At 67.2% G+C, this 17,236-nt stretch carries 16 protein-coding genes; 15 read left to right on the forward strand and 1 reads right to left on the reverse strand.

Annotation, left to right across the window (positions count from 1 at the left end; genetic code table 11):
• Nucleotides 1-2: 2 nt before the first annotated feature.
• The 7 genes from KNW02_RS06145 (at nucleotide 3) to KNW02_RS06175 (ending at nucleotide 6,189) form a co-directional block, all read left to right on the forward strand.
• Complete coding sequence (locus KNW02_RS06145; protein ID WP_216032391.1) at nucleotides 3-1,532, forward strand: phage portal protein; 1,530 nt, start codon at nucleotides 3-5, stop codon at nucleotides 1,530-1,532.
• An 11-nt stretch (nucleotides 1,533-1,543) separates the two neighbouring features.
• A complete protein-coding gene (locus tag KNW02_RS06150; protein ID WP_216032392.1) occupies nucleotides 1,544-3,574 on the forward strand; it encodes a prohead protease/major capsid protein fusion protein in 2,031 nt (676 codons plus the stop codon).
• Nucleotides 3,575-3,630: 56 nt separating this feature from the next.
• Nucleotides 3,631-3,969, forward strand: coding sequence for a DUF2190 family protein (locus KNW02_RS06155; RefSeq protein WP_216032393.1), 339 nt, complete (start codon nucleotides 3,631-3,633; stop codon nucleotides 3,967-3,969).
• Entirely contained in the window at nucleotides 3,969-4,283 is a 315-nt protein-coding gene (locus tag KNW02_RS06160; protein WP_216032394.1) for a head-tail joining protein, read from the forward strand. The genes KNW02_RS06155 and KNW02_RS06160 overlap by 1 nt, the downstream gene beginning before the upstream one ends.
• On the forward strand, nucleotides 4,280-4,900 hold the full coding sequence (locus tag KNW02_RS06165; RefSeq protein ID WP_216032395.1) for a DUF6441 family protein: 621 nt from the start codon (nucleotides 4,280-4,282) through the stop codon (nucleotides 4,898-4,900). The genes KNW02_RS06160 and KNW02_RS06165 overlap by 4 nt, the downstream gene beginning before the upstream one ends.
• Nucleotides 4,897-5,325, forward strand: coding sequence for an acyl-CoA transferase (locus KNW02_RS06170; protein WP_216032396.1), 429 nt, complete (start codon nucleotides 4,897-4,899; stop codon nucleotides 5,323-5,325). Before KNW02_RS06165 ends, KNW02_RS06170 begins: the two co-directional genes overlap by 4 nt.
• A 132-nt stretch (nucleotides 5,326-5,457) precedes the next feature.
• Nucleotides 5,458-6,189, forward strand: coding sequence for a phage antirepressor KilAC domain-containing protein (locus KNW02_RS06175; RefSeq protein ID WP_216032397.1), 732 nt, complete (start codon nucleotides 5,458-5,460; stop codon nucleotides 6,187-6,189).
• A gap of 13 nt (nucleotides 6,190-6,202) precedes the next feature.
• Here KNW02_RS06175 and KNW02_RS06180 read toward each other — a convergent pair whose 3' ends face one another.
• Nucleotides 6,203-6,616, reverse strand: a complete 414-nt coding sequence (locus tag KNW02_RS06180) for a thermonuclease family protein (protein ID WP_216032398.1) — start codon at nucleotides 6,614-6,616, stop codon at nucleotides 6,203-6,205.
• Between the two features lie 75 nt (nucleotides 6,617-6,691).
• Between KNW02_RS06180 and KNW02_RS06185 the strand changes: the two genes are divergently transcribed.
• The 8 genes from KNW02_RS06185 (at nucleotide 6,692) to KNW02_RS20830 (ending at nucleotide 17,236) form a co-directional block, all read left to right on the forward strand.
• The gene (locus KNW02_RS06185) at nucleotides 6,692-7,636 is read left to right on the forward strand and encodes a phage tail tube protein (RefSeq protein WP_216032399.1); all 945 of its coding nucleotides are present in this window, start codon (nucleotides 6,692-6,694) and stop codon (nucleotides 7,634-7,636) included.
• A gap of 3 nt (nucleotides 7,637-7,639) precedes the next feature.
• Nucleotides 7,640-8,077, forward strand: coding sequence for a hypothetical protein (locus tag KNW02_RS06190; RefSeq protein WP_216032400.1), 438 nt, complete (start codon nucleotides 7,640-7,642; stop codon nucleotides 8,075-8,077).
• Nucleotides 8,078-8,160: 83 nt separating this feature from the next.
• Complete coding sequence (locus KNW02_RS06195; RefSeq protein ID WP_431356743.1) at nucleotides 8,161-8,340, forward strand: DUF7697 family protein; 180 nt, start codon at nucleotides 8,161-8,163, stop codon at nucleotides 8,338-8,340.
• Nucleotides 8,303-10,714 carry a tape measure protein gene (locus tag KNW02_RS06200; RefSeq protein ID WP_216032401.1) on the forward strand — a complete coding sequence of 804 codons (2,412 nt, stop codon included), beginning with the start codon at nucleotides 8,303-8,305 and terminating at the stop codon, nucleotides 10,712-10,714. Before KNW02_RS06195 ends, KNW02_RS06200 begins: the two co-directional genes overlap by 38 nt.
• Complete coding sequence (locus tag KNW02_RS06205) at nucleotides 10,714-11,340, forward strand: DUF2460 domain-containing protein (RefSeq protein WP_216032402.1); 627 nt, start codon at nucleotides 10,714-10,716, stop codon at nucleotides 11,338-11,340. Before KNW02_RS06200 ends, KNW02_RS06205 begins: the two co-directional genes overlap by 1 nt.
• Nucleotides 11,337-12,221, forward strand: coding sequence for a DUF2163 domain-containing protein (locus tag KNW02_RS06210; protein ID WP_036700353.1), 885 nt, complete (start codon nucleotides 11,337-11,339; stop codon nucleotides 12,219-12,221). The genes KNW02_RS06205 and KNW02_RS06210 overlap by 4 nt, the downstream gene beginning before the upstream one ends.
• Before the next feature lie 62 nt (nucleotides 12,222-12,283).
• Complete coding sequence (locus tag KNW02_RS06215; RefSeq protein ID WP_100526003.1) at nucleotides 12,284-12,721, forward strand: NlpC/P60 family protein; 438 nt, start codon at nucleotides 12,284-12,286, stop codon at nucleotides 12,719-12,721.
• 3 nt (nucleotides 12,722-12,724) lie between these two features.
• Nucleotides 12,725-17,236, forward strand: a complete 4,512-nt coding sequence (locus KNW02_RS20830; protein ID WP_252733490.1) for a baseplate multidomain protein megatron — start codon at nucleotides 12,725-12,727, stop codon at nucleotides 17,234-17,236.

A 17,236-nucleotide genomic window follows, 5' to 3' on the forward strand; every position in this document is an offset into this window, starting at 1 on the left:
CCATGGCAGGACCGAAGGAGATCACCCCGGACGTGCGCTGGGGGCTGATGGATGCTGCCTTGTCGGTGGTTTCGCCACGCTCTGCCGCCCGGCGCTATGCCGCGCGGGTGGCGATTTCAAACCTGCGGCGTGGCTATGAGGCCGCCTCAAGGGGGCGTGGAACGGCAGGCTGGAAAGTCGGTGGAACGGCGGCGGATGCGGAAATCGCTGCGGCCGGGGCCACGCTGCGCGACCGCATGCGCGATCTGGTGCGCAACAACCCCATCGCCGCGCAGGCGGTGCAGGTGCTGGTCAACAATATCGTCGGCACCGGCATCCGGCCCCGCGCCGCGACCGCCGATCCGGCGCTGAACAGACAGGTCGACGATCTGTGGCGGCGCTGGGCCGCCCGTTGCGACGATCATGGGCACACGGATTTCCATGGGGTTCTCTGCCTCGCCGTGCGCGAGATGATCGAGGGCGGCGAGGTCTTCGCGGTGGCCCGCTATCGTCGTGGCGCACACGCGCGTGATCTGCGTTTGCGCATCGAGCTGCGCGAGGCCGATCACCTCGACAGCGCACGCTTTGACAACCGCGCCGATGGGACCCGGATCAGCCAGGGGATCGAGACCGACCGGGATGGCCGGCGCGTCGCCTACTGGATGTTTCCGGATCATCCCGGTCACAACGACCCCATTGTCAACCACCGCCTGGAATCGGTGCGCCTCAGGGCGCAGGACGTGGCGCATCTGTTTGAACGCCAGCGGGTCCAGAGCCGGGGCGTGCCCTGGGGCACCCCGGCCATGCGGGCGATCCGCGATGTCGACGACTGGCAGACCGCGGAACTGGTGCGCAAGAAAACCGAAGCCTGTCTGGTCGGCATCGTTTTCGGCGCGGATGAGGATCAGCAATCCATCGCCCCGGTGATCGAGGACGGGATGGGCAACCGGGTCGAGCAGTTCGAGCCGGGCCTGATCGCCTATGCCCGCGGCGGCAAGGACATCAAGTTCAACCAACCGGCCTCGACGGCTGGCGTCTATGAATGGCACCGGACCCAGCTTCACATCATCGCCGCCGGCTTCCGGGTACCCTATGCGATGATGACCGGTGATCTGTCGCAGGCCAACTTCTCGTCCACCCGTGCGGGCCTGAACGAATTCCGCCGCATGGTCGAGCAGATCCAGTGGCAGACCGTGATCCCGATGTTCTGCGAGCCGATCTGGCGCTGGTTCATCAAGGAGGCACAGTCGCAGGGCCTGCTGCCGGATGGCATCGAGATCCTCGCCGAATGGGGGCCGCCGAAGTTCGAAAGCGTCAACCCACTGCAGGATGTGCAGGCCGATCTGCTGGAGGTCCGCGCAGGCTTCTCGACCCTGCCGCAACAGATCGCGCGGCGGGGATACGACCCGGAGGAAATCCTCACCGAATGGGCCGATTTCGCCAGGAAGGCCGATGCAGCTGGCCTCGTTTTCGACAGCGACCCGCGCAAGGTCAGCAAGGCTGGCCTCGTGCAGACCACAGACCCGACCGCGCCGCCGAGCGGCGATAACTGACGGAGACCACCATGGAAAACGAGGAAATCCTCGACCTGCCCGTGATCGGGCGGGCCGGCACAATGCAATCCGTCGATGACGCCTCGCGCACATTCGAGGTTCTCTGGACCACCGGCGCGCAGGTGCGGCGCTATTCCTGGGCGCGCGACGAGGAGTTCGACGAGGAACTGGTCGTGTCTCCCAACGCGATGCGGCTGGATCGCCTGAACGCCGGTGCGCCGTTCCTGAACTCGCATGCGTCCCACCGCCTGACCGACATTCTCGGCGTGGTCGAGAATGGCTCGATCCGCATCGAGGGCGGCAGCGGTTTCGCCCGCATCCGCCTGTCAGAGCGCGATGAGGTCGAGCCGATCTGGCGCGACATCAAATCCGGGATCATCCGCAATGTCTCGGTCGGATACCGGGTCCATCGCTTCGAGCGGGTGGCAAAAGCCGACCGCACCGATGGCGGCCAGCGCGCGCTCTATCGCGCGGTCGATTGGGAGCCGCTTGAAATCTCTGCCGTCGCCATCGGCGCCGATCCCGGTGCCGGCATGCGCGCCGGGACCGGGCCGAGTGACGCCCGGCGCTATCCCTGCACGATCACCGGTAGGGCCGTTGCCGCGGCACCCGCCGCAGAATCCAGCACGAAAGGACGAAACATGCCTGAAGACACCATTGCGGCGGGTGGCGATGAAACCCGCGCCGCCCCTGCCCCCGCGCAAACCCCTGCCATCCCGCAAGCGGCCCCGGCCGTGCCCGCGCCCGACGCGGAAAGCATCCGCGCGGAAGAACGCAGCCGCGTCAGCACCATCATGACGCTCTGCGCCCGGCATGATCTGGGCTCTGACCTTGCCAACGACCTGATCGCACGCGGCGTCTCGATCGATGCCGCCCGCGAGGCGGTCCTCGACGCGCTGGGCGATGCAAACCCGCTGGGCCGCACGATTGAGCTGGCCCCGGCGCAGGCCCGCGGCACCGGCGATGCCGCCTATCGCGATGCGGTTGCCGACGCGATCATGCACAGGGCGGCACCATCGCTGCATGCGGTATCGCCGCAATCGCGGGAATTCGCGTTCCGCAGCCTGATGGACCTGGCCCGCCATGCCGTCGAGCGCGCCGGCGTCAACACCGCCGCCATGCCCGATATGGAGATCGCGGGTTTCGCCATGGGCATGCGTTCGGCGGGCTACCACAGCACCGGAGACTTCCCGGCGATCCTCGGCAGCGTGGTCAACCGGACGTTGCGCGCGGCCTATGACGCCACCCCGCGCACCTTCGGGGCCTGGTCCACGCGGGTGACGGTTCGGGATTTCCGGCCCGTTGACCGCCTTCAGATCGGCAACGCTCCCGATCTGGTCAAGGTGCCGGAAGGCGGCGAATTCACCTATGGCACCGCGACCGAGGGCAAGGAAAGCTATGCGATCGCCACCTATGGCCGCATTATCGGGTTTAGCCGGCAGATGCTGATCAACGATGATCTGCGCGCCTTCGACCGGGTCGTCCAGTCCTTCGGTGCCTCGGCCGCGAACCTTGAATCGGATATCCTCTACTCGATCCTGCTCTCGAATCCCGCCATGGGTGACGGCACCGCGCTTTTCCATGCCAATCACGGCAACCTCGGAACGGCGGCGGCGATCACCGAGGAGTCCCTGACCGCGATGCTGCGCGCTTTCGCGGTGCAGAAGGATCTGGACGGCCGGGCGATCACGGTTCTGCCGCGCAACATCATCGTTCCGCCCGGAAAGCGCATGGTCGAAATCCACAAGCAACTGGCCGCAACCACGCCGGGCAGCACGGCCGAGGTGAATCCCTATTCAAACCGCTTCTCGGTGGTCGAGGAAATCCGGCTGGTGAATACCGCCGGTCCCGATCCGTGGTTCGCCGCGACCGACCCGGCCTTCGGCGCCGTTGAATACGCCTATCTGGCGGGTCAGGAGGGTCTCTACACCGAGCATCGGGTGGGCTTCGAGGTCGATGGCATCGAGTTCAAGGCCCGTCACGATTTCGGCGCCAAGGCCATCGACTGGCGCGGTCTCTACAAGAATCCCGGCCTCGCGTGATCTGACCCTCGACCCCGCGCGGGTCAGGGCAACAACACTTCATCTGGAGAAAGCCCATGAAAAACTTCATCGCAACGGGCAACACGCTCACAATTACCGCCGAGGCGGATATCGCCTCGGGCGCAGGCGTTCTGATCGGCTCGATCTTGGGCGTTGCCACCGGTCCCATCGCCAATGGCGCGGAAGGCGTGATCAATCTCACCGGCGTCTATGATCTGCCGAAGACCGCGTCCCAGGCGTGGACGGTCGGGGCGAAGGTCTATTGGGACAACACCGCCAAGGCCTGCACGACCACGGTCGGCTCGAACACGCTGATCGGCATTGCGGTGCTCGCGGTCGGAGGCAGCGCTGGGGAAACCACCGGCCGCGTCCGTCTGAACGGGGCGGCCGTCTGATGAGCGCCTTTGCCACCGCTGCGACCCGGATCTTCGCGGACCCGAACATGGCGGTGGACGCGACATGGTTGCCGGGCGGGGTTCCGCCCGGCAGCACCATTCGCGCCATCCGCAAGGCCCCTGACGAGTTGACCAGCTATGGTGGCGCGCGGGTGTGGTCGGAGACCGTGCGCATCGACGTCCTGGCGGCTGCAACGCCATCCATCCAGTCGGGCGACCGCATCGTGATCGGCGGCGAGGCTTTCGAAGTCCAGGGCGAGCCGATCCGCGACCGCGAACGGCTGGTCGTGATCCTCGATCTGAGGCCCATATGAAGCTGCGCGCCGAGATCGCGGATATCGCCAGGCTGATGGCCGATGAGGTCAAGGCCGGCGAGAAGGCGGTGCATTTCGGGATCCGCGATGCCGGGATCGCGCTCAAGGATGCATGGCGGGGGCAGGTCACCAGCGCAGGCCTTGGCCAGCGGCTGGCCCGCACCATCCGCTCGGAGACCTGGCCCAAGGGGCGGCACAGCATGAATGCCGCGTCGATGGTCTGGACCCGCGCCCCGGTGATCGTGAACGCCCATGACACCGGGCCGTTGATCCGGTCGCGCAACGGCTTCTGGCTGGCCATCCCGCTTGAGGCGGCCGGAAAAAGCCGCAGCGGCAAGCGCCCGACACCCGGCGAATGGGAAGCGCGCACCGGGCTGCGGCTGATCTTCGTCTATCGACGCACCGGCCCCAGCCTGTTGATCGCTGAGGCGCGGCTGACGAAGCACGGTCGGGCGGCCGTGTCCCGGTCAAAGACGGGGCGCGGCCTCGCCTCGGTGCCGATCTTCCTGCTGGTGCCGCAGGTCAGGCTGAAGAAGCGGCTGGATCTTGAACGCCCGTCACGCGCCGCCCTCAATGCCCTGCCGGGCGCAATCGTCTCTCGCTGGGAACGCATATGACCACGAAACGCGAAGAAGTCCTGTCGGCCCTGTTCACCCTCCTGCAGGGCATCGGCGGCGGCACCATCGTCCAGCGCAATGAGGCCCTGCCCGAGCGCATCCCCGCCGCCGGGCTGCTGATCCTGCGCGACGGCACGCCGGGCGAGGCGGAGGTGACGCTGTCGCCCCTGCGCTATCACTGGCAGCACCGGGCCGAGGTCGAGGTCTTCGTGCGCGGCTCCTCCGGCCTCGAACTGGCCTTCGACGCGCTGGCTGAACGGATCGGGCACGCGATCGCCGCCGACCGGACGCTGGGCGGGCTTTGCGACTGGATCGAGACCGACGCGCCCGAACCTGCCGATCTGGCGGTCGAGGGCGCCCCGACCATCAGGGCGGCGGTGCTGATCCTCACCCTGCATTACACCAGCAACGATCCGCTGGGCTGAGATGCGAACAAAGCAGGACCGGCGCGGAATCCGGCCTTGCCACGCCGGTCCGCGCCGCGCCGCCGGTCGGGCGGATGTGCCTGTCTGATTCAGGCCGAATCCCCGGTCCGCATCGAACATCAGGAGAAAGAAATGAGCACCATGATCTCGCATCTGCCAGCCGGCCCGCAGGAAGCCAGCCCGCTCACCATGTCCTCGCGCGAAATCGCCGAGCTTCTCGAAAGCCGCCATGACAAAGTAAAGCAATCCATCGAGCGGCTGGCCGCACGCGGTGTCATCGTCCAACCCCCAATGGGGGATGAACAGGATATGGATGCATTGGGCCGTCTGCGCACGACTTCCGTCTACCGGCTCGAGAAACGCGACAGCATCATTGTCGTGGCGCAGCTCTCGCCCGAGTTCACCGCAAGGCTGGTCGACCGCTGGCAGGAACTGGAAGAGCAAGTGGCCCGCGCCCCGGCCACCGACCTCAACGACCCGGCGCAGCTGCGGGCGCTGCTACTCAGCTACAGCGAACAGCATGTGGCCCTGCAAGAGAAAGTGCAGGCGCTGCTGCCCGCACAGGAGAAGCTGGACCGGATCGCGCAGGCGGATGGGTCATTCTGCATCACCAACACCGCCAAGCTTTTGCAGATGCGCCCGAAAGACCTGTTTCTCTGGCTGCAGGAAAATGGCTGGATCTACAAGCGCCCGGGCAGCGCGAGCTTTCTCGGCTACCACAGCAAGACCGCGACCAGCCTGCTCGAGCACAGGATCACCACGGTCTTGCGCGCCGATGGCTCGGAAAAGGTCACCGAACAGGTGCGGGTGACCGCCAAGGGCCTCACCAGGCTGGCCGCGCTGGTCAAGCCGCCATTGCAATAGCAGCGGGCTGCGATCAGCAACTTCCGTAATGGTTGCGCGAGAAACGGCAATATTCGCGGGCGACGCCCATCTGGATCATCTCGGTGGTGATATCGCGGCCATCGGGCAGGAAACACTGCCCGACATAGCGACCATAGCGGTCGATATCGCGGACCTGGCAACGCAGGGTCTTGCCCGAAATAAGCCCGCGCAATGCAGCCGTGGCGTCCGATCCACCGGGGCGATTCCATTCCGGTGCATCCAAACCCCAGACGCGGATGCGCCGCGAATGGCCGCTGAGCGTGAATGTATCGCCATCGATGATCTTGCTGACCCGCGCCTCGAGAATGGCCGGGCGCGTCGCATCGGCGACCAGCGGCGGCGCCAGTGAGACAAACCCGATCAGGGTGGCAATGGCGATGAACAGGAATTGGCGACGCGTACTCATGGCCAGCCCATGCCCCGAGTTGAGGCCTGATGGCAAGTCCGTCGCCAGAAATCAGTTAATAGAGAGGAGTCCATCATGGCACGCGCCCAAGGTGCGCGGTCGCAACTCGCGGTCGCGTTCGAGACGGTTTACGGCACCGCCCCCGTCAGCGGCTTCACCCGCCTGCCCTTCGCATCCTCGACGCTGAGCGCCGAACAGCCGCTGCTCTCGTCCGAGCTGCTGGGCTATGGCCGCGACCCGCTGGCGCCGGTCAAGGACGCGATCACCGCGGATGGCGATCTGACCATCCCCATTGATGCCGAGGGTTTCGGCTTCTGGCTGAAGGCCGCGTTCGGGGCGCCGGTCACGACCGGAACTGCGCCGGGGCCTTACACGCATGAATTCCGCTCCGGCAACTGGACGCTGCCCAGCATGTCGATCGAGACCGGCATGCCCGAGGTGCCGCGCTTCGCCATGTATTCGGGCGTGATGGTCAACCAGCTCAGCTGGACCATGCAGCGTTCCGGCCTGCTGACCGCCAGCGTCCAGCTTGTGGCGCAGGGCGAGACCGTGGCCACCACCTCGCAGGCCGGTACGCCCACCGATCTCGACCTGCTACGCTTCGGGCATTTCAACGGCGCCATCACCCGCAATGGCGCGGCGCTGGGCAATGTGATCTCGGCCCAGATCACCTATGCCAACAATCTCGACCGGATCGAGACCATTCGTGCCGACGGCATGATCGACGGTGCGGACCCGTCCATCGCCGCGCTGACCGGCCAGATAGAGGTCCGCTTCGCCGATATGGTACTGATGAACCAGGCCATCGCGGGCGGGCCGTGCGAATTGGAATTCGCCTACACGCTGGCATCCGGCGAAAGCCTGACCGTCACCGCCCATGCCGTCTATCTGCCCCGCCCACGCGTCGAGATCAGCGGGCCGCAAGGCATTCAGGCCAGCTTCGACTGGCAGGCGGCGCGCGGGTCCAGCCCGGCGCGCATGGCGACCATCACCCTTGTCAACAACACCGAGGAGTATTGAACCATGATCCGACTGAACCTCACGACCGAGCCGCGCTGGATCGACCTCCTCCCCGGCCTGATGATCCGGGTCGCCCCGATCACCACATCCATCATGGCCGCCGCGCGCTCCGATGTCTCCCTCGATACCCTCGACATCGACGCGCCGAAGGAGGTGCTGGCCGTGGCCATGGCGCAGGCCGTCGCCAGAATGGTGATTACCGAATGGTCGGGCGTCGGCGATGCCGAGGGCATCGACCTGCCGGTCACGCCCGAAGGCATCGACGCGCTCTTGAACATCTGGCCGGTGTTCGAGGCGTTCCAGGAGAAGGCCCTTGGTCCGCATCTGGTGCTGGATGCGGAAAAAAACGCCTCCGCGCCCTCGCCGAATGGCACTACGGCGGGGGCGACCGATATTGCGCAGCCTGCCCCGGACGCTGCCTCGCCTGCCCTGCCCGGCTGAATTCACCGCAAAGCCATGAGGGCTGGCAGGTCTGGGATCTGGCAGCCCGCCTCAGCGGCCAGCTGCGGGCGATCCCCGGCGCGGTGCTGGGCTGGGACATGGGCGCGGCGCTGGCAATGGGCCGTGCGCTGGGCATTCCGGCGCTGGCAGTCGTGGAACTGCTGCCGGTGATCGAGGCGGAAATGATCCGCAAGACCAACGAAAAGATCGAGGAAGGCAGAGGCGATGGCCGAGAAGAAAGTCTCCGTTCGTCTCGTCGCTGAGAACGGACGCCAGGTCCGGGCGGAGCTGGAAGGCGTCGGCAACGCCGGCGCCGACAGCTTCAAGCGCATGTCGCGTGAGGTCGACACTGCCGGCGTCATGCTGCAGCGTTTGGCCGGGATCGCGGCCGGCGCGCTCTCGATCCGCCAGGTCGCGCAATATGCCGATACCTGGACCGATCTGCGCTCGCGGGTCGATCTGGCGACCGGGTCGCAGGAGAAGGGCGCCGCCGTCATGGACCGGCTCGCGCAGATGGCGCGGCGCACCTATTCGGGAATCGAGCAGACGACCGAAAGCTGGCTCTCGAACGCCACCGCCCTGCGCGAACTCGGACTTTCCACCGCCGAGAGCCTCGATTTCACCGAGGCGCTGAACAACGCCATGGTGGTCTCGGGCGCAAAGGCCGAGCGCGCGGCCTCGGTCCAGAACGCGCTCTCGAAGGCGATGGCGCTGGGCAGCCTGTCTGGCGATAACCTGAACACGGTGATCCAGACCGGCGGCCGGGTGGCCGAACTGCTGGCTGCGGAACTCGGCACCACAGTTTCCGGCCTGCGGGTGATGGGAACGCAGGGCGCGATCACCGGCGAGGTGATCCGCACCGCGCTGGTCGGCAATCTGGAGCTGCTGCGCGAGGAAGCGGACTCCATGCCGGCCACCATCGGCGACGCGTTCACGCTGATCGGCAATGCGGCGCTGCAACTGGTTGGCAGCTGGGATCAGCTTCTGGGTGCCTCCTCCACCGTCGCCTCTGTGCTGATCCTTGTCGCGGACAATATCGAACGCCTCGCCTCGCTCGCGATTGCCTTCGCCGGCTTCATGGCCGGGCGCTGGGTGGCGGCTTTTGTCGCCGCCCGTGTCGCGACCTTCTCGCTGTCCACGGCGCTGACCGTGCTGCGGGGGGCGCTGATCCGCACCGGCATCGGCGCGCTGATCGTCGCGGCGGGCGAGCTGATCTACCAGTTTTCCTCGCTGGTCAAATCAGTCGGCGGCATCGGCACGGCGTTCAAGCTGCTAGGCGATGTCGCAAAGGAGGTCGGCCAGCGCATCGTCCTGGCCTTCCAGGCATCGTTCGCGCTGCTCAATGCGGCCTGGGATGGCTATCGCGCCTATGTGTTCACGGTGCTCGACCTGATCGTGACCGGGGGCGTCACCGCCGTGGACCGATATGTTGCGGTCTGGCACGGCGGGTTTGAGGCGATCAAGGCGATCTGGGCATTGCTGCCGGATGCCATTGGCGATCTGGCGTTCAAGGCGGCGAACGGGTTAATCGCCGGGGTCGAGGCGATGCTGAACGGCGTCGTCACCCGGATCAACAGTTTCATCTCCGGCATCAACGCCGCCCTCGCCATGCTGCCGGAATGGGCTGTCGGCGAAGGCGGGGCGCAGATCGGCCTTCTGGACCCGTTCAGCATCGGGCGCATCGACAACCCGTTCGAGGGATCGGCATCTGATGCAGGTTCCGCCGCCGCCGAGGCGTTCAGCGCGGCCTGGGACCGGACCTATTTTGAGACGCCCGACCTGTTCGGAGATCTTGCCGATCAGGCCGCCACAGCAGCGTCTGCACATCTCGACGCCGCACAGGCACTGGGCGCGGCGGCGGTCGCGCCGCTGGAAAGCTGGCAGGCGCTGAAGGATGCCGTCACCGCCTCAGGCGAGGATGGCGCGAACGCTCTGGACGATGCGGCTGGCGCGGCCGAGCGGGTTGCGGCGGCACTCGACGGCGCTGGCAGCGCAGCAGGTCGGGCTGGCGCGGCGAGTCGCAAGGCTGGCGACGATGGCAAGACGGGGGCAGAGGCCGCGAGCACTGGTTGGGACGCGGTCAGCGCGTCACTCGCCGACTATGCCCAGAAGGCACGCGATATCGGCAGCGATGTCGGCGACGCGCTGGTCGGGGCCTTCCAGAGTGCCGAGAATGCGCTCGGCGAGTTCGTCAAAACCGGCAAGCTGAACTTCCGCGACCTCGTGACCTCGATGCTGGCCGACATGGCGAAGCTCGGCGCGCGGAGGTTCCTGCTCGGGCCGCTGGCGAATGCTCTCTCCGGGGCGCTGGGCGGCATGGGCGGCGGTGTGCTGGCCAGCGTCCTGCACTCGGGCGGCATGGTCGGCGCGGGCGGCACCAGCCGCATGGCCCCGGCCATGGCCTTTGCCAATGCCCCCCGCATGCATTCCGGCGGCTGGGCGGGTCTGCGCTCGGACGAGGTGCCGGCGATCCTGCAGCGCGGCGAGCGGGTGCTCTCGCGCCGGGAGGTCGCCAGCGGCGCAGGTGGGGTCACCATCAACATCAACGCCCGCGATGCCGAAAGCTTCCGGCAATCGCGGGCGCAGATCAGCGCGGACATTGCCCGCGCCGTCGCGATGGGAAGGAGGGGGATGTAATGGCGTTTCACGAGGTCCGCTTCCCGGACAATATCAGCCGGGGCGCGCGCGGCGGCCCGGAACGGCGCACCCAGATCGTGGAACTGGCCTCGGGCGACGAGGAAAGGAACGCCAGCTGGGCCAACTCGCGCCGCCGCTATGACATCTCCTATGGCATCCGCCGTGCCGATGATCTGGCGGCGGTGGTGGCCTTCTTCGAGGCGCGCAACGGCCGGCTGCACGGGTTCCGCTTCAAGGACTGGTCGGATTACAAGTCCTGCACCCCGTCCGCGGTGCCGGCGCACCAGGATCAGTTGATCGGGACCGGCAACGGAATCGCGACTGCGTTCCAGCTGGTGAAGCGATATGCCTCCGGGGCGCAGTCCTGGACTCGCTCGATCACCAGGCCGGTCGCGGACAGCGTCAGTCTGGCGCTGGGAAGCGTCGAGCAGCTTTCGGGTTGGTCCGTCGATCCGGCGACCGGCGTCATCACCTTCGCCACAGCGCCCGCCGCCGGCGTGGCCGTGCGCGCCGGCTTCGAATTCGATGTGCCGGTGCGATTCGACAGTGACGCGCTCGACGTCACCCTCGATATCGAGCGGCTCGGCTCGATCACCTCCATCCCGCTCGTGGAAATCCGCCGATGAAATCCCTCTCCCCTGCCCTGCAGGCGCATCTGGACGATGGCACCACCACCTTGGCGTGGTGCTGGAAGATCACCCGCGCCGATGGCCAGAGCTTCGGTTTTACCGATCATGATTGCCCGCTTGCCTTCGGCGGTACAGACTATGAGCCGGAAAGCGGCCTGTCGGCATCGGAAATCCGGTCCGGTTCGGATCTGGCCGTGGATTCGCAGGATGCCGAAGGAGCGCTGACCTCCGACCGGATCACCGAGACCGACATTCTGGACGGGCGCTGGGACAACGCACTGGTCGAGGTCTGGCGGGTGAACTGGGCCGCCCCCGGCCAGCGGGTTCTGATCCGGCGCGGTGCCATCGGCGAGTTGCGCCGCGGGCGCATGTCCTTCGTCGCCGAGGTGCGCAGCATGGCGCATGTGCTGGGTCAGACGGTCGGCCGGGTCTATCAGGGCACCTGCGATGCGGCACTGGGCGACAGCCGCTGCGGGGTGAACATTGCCGCCGCCGCTTATCGCGGCACCGGCGCGGTGGTCGATCCGATCCGCGACGGCGCCTTCACCGCCTCCGGCCTCGGTGGCTTCGCCAGCGGCTGGTTCAGCTTCGGTCATCTGGAATGGACGAGCGGCCCGAACAGCGGTCGGCTGGCCGAAGTGATGCTGCACGAGATCGCCTCCGGCGTGGTCACCATCACGCTGCTGGAAGCGCCTGTGCGCGCGGTCGCGGGCGGCAATGCGTTCACCATCCGCGCCGGCTGCGACAAGCGCAGCGCGACCTGCGCGGCCAAGTTCAGCAACATCGCCAACTTCCGCGGCTTCCCGCATATCCCCGGCCAGGACGCGGTTGTCCGCTACGCCACGGCGGATGGCGGGCACGAGGGGGCGGTGCTGTGAGAGGCGCGGCAGTTGCTTCACCGCATGCAGCATCTGATGCCCGGCCCGCCGATCCCCGATCCGTGATCGCCGCCGCGCGCGGCTGGCTCGGCACGCCCTATCACGATCAGGCCAGCGTCAAGGGCGTCGGCTGCGACTGCCTCGGGCTGGCGCGCGGCATCTGGCGCGAAGTGGTCGGAAGCGAGACGCTGCCGGTGCCGCCCTACAGCCGCGACTGGGGCGAGATCGGCAGCCGCGAGGTGCTGGCCGAGAATGCCGGCCGGGTGATGATCCGCATCGACCCGGCCGAGGCCGGGCCGGGCGCGGTGGTGCTGTTCCGCATGCGCGCGGGCGCCATCGTCAAGCATGTCGGGATCCTGACCGGCGAGGGCACATTCGTCCATTCCTATGAGCGGCTCGGGGTGATCGAAGAACCGCTCACCATCGCATGGCGGCGGCGCATTGCCTTCGCCTTCCTGTTCCCGCGCCCGGCGCCCGGCCTGCACAAGAAGAAGACCTGACTCATGGCAACCATCCTTCTCGGCGCGGTCGGCACCGCCATCGGCGGCGGCTTCGGCGGCACGATCCTCGGCCTCTCCGGCGCTGCCATCGGCGGCATGATCGGCTCCGGCATCGGCTCGATGGTCGACAGCTGGATCGTCTCGTCGCTGTTGCCCCGCCAGCGCATCGAGGGCCAGCGCATGGACAGCCTGCGCATAACCTCGGCGACCGAGGGCGTGGTGATCCCGCGCCTCTATGGCCGCATGCGCATCGGCGGCAATATCATCTGGGCGACCGACTTCCGCGAGGAAACCAATGTTCACCGCCAGGGGGGCGGCAAAGGCGGCGGGCAGAAGGTCACCACGACCGAGTACCTCTACTATGCCAGTTTCGCGGTCGCGCTCTGCGAAGGCACGATCACCGGCATTGGCCGCATCTGGGCTGATGGCGAGATCGTGGACCTCAGTGAGGCGACGTGGCGCTGTTATCCGGGCAGCGAGGCACAGGCCCCCGACCCCTTCATCGCGGCGAAGATGGGGGTGGGGAACACGCCTGCCTATCGCGGCACCGCCTATGTGGTGTTCGAGGAACTGCCGCTTGCGCGCTTCGGCAACCGCCTGCCGCAACTGTCCTTCGAGGTCTTCCGGCCTCTGGACGATGCCGACACCGCCGAGGGGCTGGTGCCCGCGGTCACCATTATCCCGGCGTCGGGCGAATGGTCCTACGCAACCCAGATCGTGCGCAAGGCCGAGGGCGGCGACAGCGCGGCCGAGAATGTCAACGCCATGGCCGGGACCACCGACATGGTGGTTTCGCTGGACCGGCTGGAAGCCATGGTGCCAAGGGTCGAAAGCGCCTCGCTGGTGGTGTCCTTGTTCGGCGACGATCTGCGCGCCGGAAGCTGCACGATCCGCCCGAAGGTCGAAATGGCGCAGAAGAACACCACGCCTGCCTGGAGCGTCAACGGCGTGAGCCGCGGCGATGCGCTGGTGGTCAGCCAGGACGATCAGGGGCGGCCGATCTATGGTGGCACGCCAGCGGATTTCTCGGTGCTGCAGGCCATCCGCGAGATGAAGGCGCGCGGGCTCAAGGTGACCTTCTATCCGTTCCTGATGATGGATGTCCCGGCCGGCAACACCCTGCCGGATCCCTGGTCCGACTATGCCGCAACCATCGGCCAGTCGGTGCTGCCGTGGCGCGGGCGGATCACCTGCTCACCTGCCGCCGGTTTCGCCGGAACCGTGGACAAGACCGCCGCCGCCGCGGCGCAGGTCGATGCCTTCTTCGGCAATGCCCAGCCCTCGGATTTCGCAGTCAACGGCGACAGCGTGACGTGGACCGGCGGCACGGATTGGGGCTTCCGGCGCATGATCCTGCATTACGCCCACCTCTGCGCGGCGGCGGGCGGGGTTGCTGCCTTCCTGATCGGATCCGAGATGCGCGGGCTGACCTCGATCAGATCCGGGGCATCGACCTATCCGGCGGTTGCCGCGTTGCAATCTCTGGCCGCTGCCGTCCGCTCGATCCTCGGGCCGGGCACTAAGATCAGCTATGCCGCCGATTGGTCGGAGTATTTCGGGCACCACCCGGGCGATGGCTCGGGCGACGTGTTCTTCCACCTCGACCCGCTCTGGGCGGATGCCAATGTCGATTTCATCGGTATCGACAATTACATGCCGCTTTCCGACTGGCGCGATGGCTGGGAGCATCTCGATGCGCTGGCATGGCCGTCGATCTACGACCGCGCCTATCTGCAATCGAACATTGCCGGCGGCGAGGGCTTCGACTGGTACTATGCCAGCGAGGGCGACCGGATCGCGCAGAACCGCACGCCAATCGAGGACAGCATCACACCGGGCGCCGGCGGCAAGGTCATCACCGCGATGCCTGTTGCAGCACCCGGCATCAGCCAAAGTCCCGGCACCAGCTTCACCACCACGGTGCCATATCGGAGTGCCAGCATCACCCTATCCTGCCGGGTTCAGTTCCCGGCCCTGATCGCGGACGGCATTGTTTTCGAGATCGGCAACCAGAGCAGCGGCATGTTCTTTGGCCTGGCCGGCGGGCAGTTGATCCTGCACGAGATCTTCTCGGCCATCGGACAGACCAGGACAGCCGCGATCCCTGCCGCCTCACTTGCTGGCAGGACCGCCGATCTGGTCGCATGGTTCGACATGGCAAGCGGCGAGATCGGCTTTGCAGTCGACGGGAATGTCTCTGCCACGGCAAGCTTCGGCGGGTCCGTATCCGGCACATGGGCCGCCAACAACGGCGCAGGATATGGCCTTGCCAACGGCCCGGTGTCGGGGTCCAGCACCGTCACGACAGCACTCCCCTGGCCGGGAGCGCTGGTCAGCAATCTCAGCATATGGTCGGGCGCGGTCCCGAGTTTCGCGACCTTGCCCGCGGTGGTGCCCGAGCCGTGGATCTTCCGCTACAAGGACATCCGCGGCTGGTGGTCAAACCCGCATCGCAACCGTCCAGGCGGGATCCCCGCAGCGTCCCCGACCGCATGGCTGCCGCAGTCGAAGCCGATCCGGTTTACCGAACTCGGTTGCCCGGCCGTGGATCGCGGCCCCAACCAGCCGAACGTGTTTCATGACCCGAAATCCTCGGAATCCTTCGTGCCCTGGTTCTCGCGCGGCTGGCGCGACGATGCCGTCCAGCGAGCCTATCTGGAAGCGACCTACCTGTTCTGGGGTGACGCCGCAAACAACCCGGTCTCCACCGAATATGGCGGGCGCATGGTCGATATCGCGGGCAGCGCCGCATGGACCTGGGATGCCCGACCCTATCCGTTCTTCCCCGAGCTTTCCGATGTGTGGTCGGACGGCGGCAACTGGCGCCTCGGGCACTGGCTGACCGGGCGGCTGGGCGCGGTGTCGCTGGCGGCGCTGGTGCGCCACCTCTGCTTGAGCGCCGGCACGCCCTCGGCGTGGATCGATGTCTCGGGCCTGACCGGCGCTGTCGACGGCTATGTGATCTCGGCGCTGGAATCGCCCCGCACCTCGATCACCATGCTCGCGCGTCACTTCGGCTTCGATGCGGTCGAGAGCGAGGGGCGCATTCGCTTCGTCATGCGCGGGCGCGCCCCTGTGGCGGCCGTCGCCCCGGACGACATGGCAGCGGGCCAGAGCGACGTGATGGAACTGTCGCGCGGGCAGGAGACGGAACTGCCGCAGGCCCTGAAATGGCAAGTGGCGCGCGCCGACGAGGATTATGACGGCATCACCGTCGAGGCGCGGCGCATTGCCGTGAGCGCCAGCCGGGTATCCTCGGACAGCTTTCCGATGGCGGTGCCGCCCGAGGAAGCCGACCGGCGCTGCCGCCGGGCGCTGATGGAGGCATGGATCGGCCGCGAGACCGGAGCCTTCAGCCTGCCGCCCTCGATGCTGGCGCTGGATCCCGGCGATGTCATCGCGCTGGATCACGACGGACGGCTGGCCGAGATGCGCATCCTCACGGTCTCCGATGCCGAGGCCCGCAGCATCGAGACCATCCGCCAGGACCGGGATGCCTATGACCTGCCGCCCGGAAGCCCTCGCCCGGCTGCGCTTGCCCGGCCGGTCGTGTTCGGTGCGCCGCTGGTCGAGCTTCTTAACCTGCCGCAACTGCGCGAGGATCTCGCGCCGCATCACCCGCTGATCGCCGCCCATGCCCGACCATGGCCCGGCCAGATGGCGGTGTTCCGCAGCCCGGACACGTCGGGCTTCGATCTGCTGGCCACCTTCTCGGGTCGGGCGCGCATGGGAGTGCTGACCTCGGCCCTTCATTCCGGCCCGGTCTCGCGCTTCGATTATGGCAATTCGGTCTATCTGGAGGTGCTGACCGGCACGCTGGAAAGTGTGACCGATCTGCGCCTGTTCGGCGGCGAGAACACGATCGCCATCGAGCAGCCCGGCGGCGGCTGGGAGATCCTGCAATTCTCGCAGGCCGAACTGATCGCGCCCGGCCGCTATCGGCTCTCCCGCCTGCTGCGCGGTCAGCGCGGCACGGATGTCGACATGGCACCGATGGTGTCCGAGGGCGCGCGGGTGGTGGTGCTGGATACGGCGCTGGCAGAGCTTCCTGTCGCCGAGGCCGATCTGGGCCTGCCGTGGAACTGGCGCATCGGCCCGGCAAGCCGTCCGGTCAGCGATGACAGCTTCGCCGCACTGGCCTTCTCCCCGCGCGGCATCGGGCTGCGGCCCTTCGCGCCCGTGCATGTCGAGCAGCCCTGGCGGCGCGCGCGCAGCCCCGGCGATCTGACCATAAGCTGGGTGAGGCGTGACCGTTCGCTGGCGGCCGATAGCTGGAACGCCGCCGAGATCCCCATGTCGGAGGCCGGCGAGTCCTGGCAGGTCGAGATCCTCGACGGGGCAACCGTCAAGAGATCCTTGACCACTGCCACCAGCAGCGCGCTCTACACCGCCGCCCAGCAGATCGCCGATTGGGGCGCCCCGCTCGGGCCGGGCGCGTCGCTCACCATCCGCATTGCCCAGATCGGGCAGGCCTATGGGGCGGGCGCCGGCGCCATCACCACCCTCTGGTTCTGA

It is taken from the genome of Paracoccus marinaquae (assembly GCF_018860165.1).
Lineage (GTDB): Bacteria > Pseudomonadota > Alphaproteobacteria > Rhodobacterales > Rhodobacteraceae > Paracoccus > Paracoccus marinaquae.